Consider the following 6,793-nt stretch of genomic DNA (forward strand, 5'->3'; position numbering starts at 1 on the left):
CACCGCAACGGGCGATCGGCTGCGCAACCCCGACCAGCTCCGCCAATCGCCCGTTGCTCCACCCGCGCCACTCGGCGTACAACCCACCCGGACTCTAAACGCTGCTGGATGAAACTTCGGTGGCAGCTCAGGACGAGCACAGAATTCCGGTGCAGCGCTTCATGCGCTAAGCCGCTCCGTCCAGAACAGCCCTCGGCGGCCATGTCGCGCGCTGCGAGGACTGCGCCTACACGTCCATCGCCTACAACTCCTGCCGCAACCGGCACCGTCCGAAGTGCCAGGGCGCCGCGGCGAAGCAGTGGCTCGCCGACCCCGAGGCTGAGCTGCTGCCGGTGCCGTATTATCACGTCGTGTTTACGCTGCCGGCCCGGATCGCCGACATCGCCTACCACAACCGGGCCGCCGTCTACGATCTGCTGTTCAAGGCCTCGGCCGAGACCATGCTGACGATCGCCTCGGACCCGAAGCATCTCGGCGCCAGGATCGGCATCATGTCTGTGCTGCACACCTGGGGCTCGGCCATGACCCATCACCCGCATGTGCACATGATCGTGCCGGGCGGCGGGATCGCGCCCGATGGCCGGAGCTGGGTTTCCTGCCGGCCGGGGTTCTTCCTGCCGGTGCGCGTGCTCTCACGCCTGTTCCGGCGGCTGTTCCTGGAGCGTCTTGCCGCCCTCCACCAGGCCGGGCGCCTGAGCTTCTTCGGCAACGACGCTCATCTCGCCGGAGCACAATCGTTCGCCGCATGGCTTGCAGCGTCGCGCAAGACGGAATGGGTCGTCCATGTCAAGCGTCCGTTTGGCGGGCCACAGGCCGTGCTGGCCTATCTGTCGCGCTATACCCACCGCGTCGCCATCTCCAACAGCCGCCTGATCGCCTTCGACCGGCACGGCGTCACCTTCCGGTGGAAGGATTACCGGGTCGACGGCCGCGACCGTCAAAAGCGGATGACGCTCGCGACAGACGAGTTCATCCGCCGCTTCCTCATCCACGTGCTGCCGAAGGGCCTCCACCGCATCCGCCACTACGGCCTGCTGGCGCGGGGCGCCTGCGCCGACAACGTCGCACGCGCGCGCGAACTGCTCGCCGTCAGGGATCGTGAGGATAAGCCGGCCGAGACCATCGTCGACATGGCCAAGTCGCCCTGTCCATGCTGCGGCGGCCGCATGATCGTCATCAAGGTCTTTGAGCGAGGCGCAACGCCGCGTCACCAACCGACCGCACCAACCGGCGCCATCAGGATCGATACCTCATGACCGCGCACCCGCCATTGTGCAAAGTTGCTCGCAGTGCCTGCCGCTCATCGACCGGTCACGGCGGCGTCCGCCCCAACGTTCCTCTGTCCTCGTCAATCCGCAGACGACACGTCGAGACCGGGGCCGTGCACCACCCGTTCAGCGACTGCACCGCCGCCGCGTCGCGCGCTGCACCGGCTCAAACTCAATCGGCCAGCTCACCTGCAGCGCTCAAATCCCCATAGAGCCTGCCGCGCCAGTCCTGCCCATCATGCGCGGTTTCCTCCCTTGGAGGCTTTCGGACGCCGGCCGCCCGAATGTGCCGCGCCGTCAATCATGCGGCCGGCATCCGAAACCCTTCACATTTACAGACATCAACCGTGGCAGCTCTGCCTTTAAATCATCGCGGTTGGCACGAGGTTACTTAGAGCGGCAAGGAGCCGTCACATGATCGTTGACCGCGGAACTTTCATTGCCTGCGCCGTGGTTGCGGTGGTAGCGCTCATCCGGGATTTGCTGGCTCGGCCGTCGGTTCCCCCGCTGCTGGGACGCGCCCCGTTATCTTCCTTGTCGAAGGGTGGAGCGTTCAAAGCGACGAGGAGACCGCCGACCAGATGTGGTTCAGGACCGACCGCGGATGGCGAGCCATCTGGCGGTAGTTTGCAATTGTTGTGCATCAACGACGAACTGCTGAGACAGTTCGATCTATCCCCTTGTGTGTTGCAGTGTCCGCCTCGAGCGCCTGCTTCCCCTTCGCGGCCCACAGCGCTCGTGCCCGTTCGCCTTGATCGCTCTTGAGCTTGGCAGCCATCCAAAGCAACGCGCCAAGGATAGTGGCGCGATCATCGCCAGTTAGGTCCGCGATACCGGCTTTGACGATGAGCCCACCGAGTTCGATGAGATGCCGCGTGCGCTTGCGGCGCTCGACCTGCCACGTGCGCATGTCATGCCGCGCCCTTGCGGACTGATGCCGGTTGAGAGCCACCCGGTTGCGCCGGAGGGCCGTCCACGTCGCGGTCAGTTGCTGGCGCATTTCGCCGCGCTCGTCCTTGAAAGAACGCGGTCCCGCGCCTGGCCCATGCCTCCTTCTTTCCGGCCTCTTCTGTCTCGGCCAGCACGATCAGTGCTCCCGCTAATTCATCGGCACTTAGCGCGTCGGCTCCGGTAGCGATCACCAGTTCGCCGAGCTGTTGCACTTTGCGGCTCTTAAGGCCACGCGCCTTGTCCCCAAGTGCCTTCAGTTCAGCATCAAAGTCCCTAGGCTTGCGCATCGTCGTTTCCATCCGCGTTGATAGAGAAATGATAGCCGAGCGCCCGGCACAATGCTGTAAGGTCGCCGGGACTGGCCGGGACGGGCTGGTCCCTCCCGAGATTTTTTCGAGGGAGGGCGCGCTTATACGTCGTTCCGACGTGCGCTTCGCTGTGCCAGTGATTGGATCGCGATGGCGATCTACCATCTTTACGTCAAGGTCATTGGCCGGAAGGCCGGGAGCAGTGCGGTGGCATCGGCCGCCTATCGCTCGGCTTCGCGGCTGCGCGACGAGCGGCTCGGCCGCGAGCAAGACTTTTCCGGGAAGCGCGGCGTCGTCCATTCCGAGGTGATGCTGCCGGGGAACGCGCCGGAGGCATGGCGCGATCGCGAGCGGCTTTGGAATGATGTCGAAGCGTTCGAAATCCGGAAAGATGCCCAGCTGGCCCGCGAGGTGGAGTTTGCGCTTCCGCGCGAGATGAGTGAGGCGCAGGGCATCGAGCTAGCCCGTGATTTTGTTCGGAGCGAGTTCGTGGACTTTGGCATGATCGCCGATCTCAATGTGCATTGGGACAGGGCCGAGGACGGACTGCCGAAACCTCATGCTCATGTCATGCTGACCCTGCGCGCGGTCGATCAGAACGGCTTTGGCAAGAAGGTACGAGACTGGAATCGCACCGAGATGGTCGAGCGCTGGCGCGAACGCTGGGCGGAGCTCGCCAATGAGCGGCTGGCTGAGCTCGACATCGACGCACGGATCGACCATCGCAGTCTGGAAGCCCAGGGCATCGCGCTGGAGCCGCAAAGCCAGATCGGCGCGCCGGCGAAACGGATTGAGGTTCGGGGCGTCGCTGGAGAAGTCGGTGAGGCCGACCGGGCCGAGATGCACCGCGAGATCGCGCGCGGCAATGGTGCGCGGATCATCGCCGATCCCTTGCTTGGACTGGACGCTATCACCCTGCAGCAATCGACCTTCACCCGTCGCGATATGGCGAGGTTCGCGCACCGGCATAGCGACGGGCTCGACCAGTTCAATGAGGTGGTGGGCGCACTGCAGGGAGCGCCCGATCTGGTCGAACTCGGCAAGGACGCCCGCGGCGAGGATCGGTTCACCACCCGCGGGATGATCGAGGCAGAACAGCGCCTGCACCGGGCCGCTGAACTGATGGCGGAACGGGAGCGCCATGAGGTGCGCGACGCGGATCGCCAGGCCGCTCTGGCGGGTGCGGAAGCGCGCGGCCTGTTGCTGTCATCCGAGCAGGTTGACGCCTTGGCGCACGTCACCGATGGACGCGATCTGGGCGTCGTTATCGGACATGCCGGGACGGGAAAGAGCGCGCTGTTGGGGGTGGCGCGGGAGGCATGGGAAGCGGCCGGCTTCGAGGTCCGGGGCGTGGCGCTGTCCGGCATTGCCGCGGAAAACCTCGAAAGCGGATCGGGTATATCGTCACGCACGATTGCCAGCCTGGAGCATGGCTGGGAACAAGGCCGTGATTTGCTCAAATCGAGCGATGTGGTGGTGATCGACGAGGCCGGCATGGTCGGTACGCGGCAACTTGAGCGCGTGCTGTCCCATGCTGCCGAGGCTGGCGCAAAGGTGGTGCTGGTCGGCGATCCGCAGCAGCTGCAGGCCATCGAGGCGGGCGCTGCGTTCCGGTCAATCCATGAGCGTCACGGCGGCGCCGAGATCGGCGAAGTGCGGCGTCAGCGGGAGGACTGGCAGCGCGACGCCACGCGCGATCTGGCGACCGGCAAAGTAGGCCATGCGCTCGAGGCCTACCGCACCCACGGCATGGTGCATGAGGCCCAGACCCGCGAGCAGGCGCGCAGCGATCTGATTGAGCGCTGGGACCGCGACCGGCAGGCATCACCGGATCGGAGTCGGATCATCCTGACCCACACCAATGACGAAGTGCAGGCGCTGAACGAGGCAGCGCGCGAGCGGATGCGGGCCGCTGGCGATCTCGGCGACGAGGTGCGAGTAGCGGTCGAGCGCGGGGCGAGAGACTTCGCCGGCGGAGACCGCGTCATGTTCCTGCAGAACGAGCGCGGCCTTGGCGTGAAGAACGGCACGCTGGGCACCGTCGAGCAGGTCAGCGTGCGATCCATGACTGTGCAGACCGACGATGGCCGATCCGTGCGTTTCGACCTCAAGGACTACAACCGGATCGACCACGGTTATGCCGCGACGATCCACAAGGCGCAGGGTGTGACGGTCGACCGGGTCCATGTACTGGCAACGCCCGGCATGGACGCCCACAGCAGCTATGTCGCCCTGTCGCGGCATCGCGACAGCGTGGACCTGCATTATGGCCGCGACGATTTTATCGATGCGGATCGGCTCAACCGTGCCCTGTCGCGCGAGCGGTCGAAGGACATGGCCTCGGATTACGACCGTGCCGATCCCGTCCAGAGCTACGCCGCGCGGCGCGGGATCACGTTCCGCGAGCGCGTGGCCGAGATCGTGCGCAAGGCCGTGCCGGAGAAGCTGCGCGGCATGTTCGACGGCCTTAGCGTTCCTGGAGAGGTGCTCGACCGGGATGGCGGACGACGGCCCGAGCGGGGATCCCCCGAAAGAGAAAACATCGGCACGGCAGCCGACCGGCGCGAAGCCGAAGTGCCGGCAAGGACCGTGGCGCAAGATCCCGAAGCGGAAGCCCGTCGCGTGCGGACCCGGGCGCTGGTGCGCCATGCTCGTGCCGTGGATGCGATCTTCGCGGCGCATGAGACGGGCGGCAGAGCGAGCCCCGAACAGGTCAAAGAGCTACAGACCGCCCGCCAGGCCTTCGAAAAGGTGCGTCCCTATGGCTCCCACGACGCTGAGGCCGCCTACAAGAAGAACCCCGAGCTGGTCCGGGAGGCCGCCGGCGGACGCCTCAACCGCGCCGTCCGCGCGCTCCAGCTCGAGACCGAACTGCGCATTGATCCGAGCCGCCGCGCCGACCGCTTCGTGGAGCGCTGGCAGAAGCTCGATCACACCAGCCAGCGCCAGTACCAGGCCGGCGACAGGTCCGGCTATAGGGCGACGCGCGCGGCGATGGGCGACATGGCCAAAGGCCTCGAACGCGATCCACAACTGGAGTCCGTCCTCGCCAGCCGCAGGAAAGACCTCGGCATCGCCTTCGAATCAGGTGGCCGGCTCGGCCAGCAATTGGCCATCGCCCATGGCATAGGCTTTGGAAGAGACCGAGGCCTCGAACGTTGACCCAGCCTGTTTGCCGCCGTCTGCACGCCACAGTACGACGCCTTGAAAAACGCCCTTGCGCGCGCGACTGCTTGCTCTGTGTAGATCAGGAGCAGTCAGCAGGAGGCAGCGCAGCCATGCGCGAACCAGATCGGATCGTCCGCCTAAAAACCGTTCTTGCCCGTACCGGCCTGTCCCGATCCACCATCTACCGCAAGATCGGCGAAGGCACATTCCCAGCCCAACTCAGGATCAGCGTCAACGGCGCAGGCTGGCGGGAATCCGACATCAACCGATGGATCGCCGATCCCGCGGCGTGGCGTCCGACATGCCTGTCCGTCGCCTGCACGGGCGATGTCCGCTCCGGGGGCCAACCGGAAGTAGTGCACGGCAGGACCGAAAGGCGACATCTGACCCGAAGCTGAATCTTCGATCAAGTCAGCAGCGTCCCCTTCCAGCCGATTTCGTTGAAAAAGTCGCCAGTTGCGGCGCAGAGATATCGGTGATTCAGTCTGTCTAATTGGCGGGACTGAAGGTCATGATGGGGCATCGGCAAGTCGAACAGGCTGCGTTGTTCTATGAGTTCTCGCTGGAAAGGCACATCCCAGCCGACCACCTCGTGCGGTCGATCGATAGGTTCGTCGACCTTGAGGACTTACGGCGGGAGCTGGCGCCGTTCTACAGCAACATCGGGCGGCCCTCGATCGATCCGGAGCTGATGATCAGGATGCTCCTGATCGGCTATTGCTTCGGCATACGTTCGGAACGGCGCCTCTGTGATGAAGTCCACCTCAATCTGGCCTACCGCTGGTTCTGCCGGTTGGGTCTGGATGGAGCTGTCCCCGATCACTCGACGTTCTCGAAGAACAGGCACGGCCGCTTTCGTGAGAGCGATCTCTTCCGTCGCGTGTTCGAGACCGTCTTGCGCCGCTGCATCCGGGAGCGGCTGGTCGGCGGCGAAGGGTTCGCAGTCGACGCGAGCCTGATCAAGGCGGATGCCAACCGACAGAAGGGAATCGAAGGCGATAAGGGGCTTCCGCCGGAGGCCGCGGGTCGAGCGATCGACGAGTATCTTGCCGTTCTTGATGATGCCGCGTTCGGTGCCGCGACGGAGGTCACGCCCAA

At 65.1% G+C, this 6,793-nt stretch carries 4 protein-coding genes and 2 pseudogenes; 4 read left to right on the forward strand and 2 right to left on the reverse strand.

Annotation, left to right across the window (positions count from 1 at the left end; translation table 11 throughout):
* Positions 1–188: 188 nt before the first annotated feature.
* Positions 189–1,256 (forward strand): annotated as a pseudogene (locus QW863_RS35840) (IS91 family transposase); the annotation flags it as partial.
* Positions 1,257–1,911: 655 nt separating this feature from the next.
* On the opposite strand, the gene QW863_RS35845 reads toward QW863_RS35840, so the two are convergent.
* Complete coding sequence (locus tag QW863_RS35845; RefSeq protein ID WP_315718659.1) at positions 1,912–2,178, reverse strand: conjugal transfer protein TraD; 267 nt, start codon at positions 2,176–2,178, stop codon at positions 1,912–1,914.
* Position 2,179: 1 nt separating this feature from the next.
* Positions 2,180–2,506 (reverse strand): conjugal transfer protein TraD, encoded by a 327-nt coding sequence (locus QW863_RS35850; protein WP_315718660.1) that lies wholly within the window; start codon positions 2,504–2,506, stop codon positions 2,180–2,182.
* Between the two features lie 171 nt (positions 2,507–2,677).
* On the opposite strand from QW863_RS35850, the gene traA reads away from it, so the two are divergent.
* The 3 genes and pseudogenes from traA to QW863_RS35865 form a co-directional block, all read left to right on the forward strand.
* Positions 2,678–5,689 (forward strand): Ti-type conjugative transfer relaxase TraA, encoded by a 3,012-nt coding sequence (gene traA / locus QW863_RS35855; RefSeq protein ID WP_315718661.1) that lies wholly within the window; start codon positions 2,678–2,680, stop codon positions 5,687–5,689.
* A 116-nt stretch (positions 5,690–5,805) separates the two neighbouring features.
* A pseudogene (locus QW863_RS35860) lies at positions 5,806–5,994 on the forward strand (helix-turn-helix transcriptional regulator); the annotation flags it as partial.
* 212 nt (positions 5,995–6,206) lie between these two features.
* Positions 6,207–6,793 (forward strand): transposase (locus QW863_RS35865; protein WP_315770079.1); only part of this gene is annotated, 587 nt, incomplete at its 3' end.

It is taken from the genome of Bradyrhizobium sp. SZCCHNR1017 (assembly GCF_032381375.1).
Taxonomy (GTDB): Bacteria; Pseudomonadota; Alphaproteobacteria; order Rhizobiales; family Xanthobacteraceae; genus Bradyrhizobium.

Bases quoted from the DNA above. Each gene is read 5' to 3' on its own strand.
- QW863_RS35850 (WP_315718660.1), bottom strand. From the start codon at position 2,506: ATGCGCAAGCCTAGGGACTTTGATGCTGAACTGAAGGCACTTGGGGAC.
- traA (WP_315718661.1), top strand. From the start codon at position 2,678: ATGGCGATCTACCATCTTTACGTCAAGGTCATTGGCCGGAAGGCCGGG.
- QW863_RS35845 (WP_315718659.1), bottom strand. From the start codon at position 2,178: ATGCGCACGTGGCAGGTCGAGCGCCGCAAGCGCACGCGGCATCTCATC.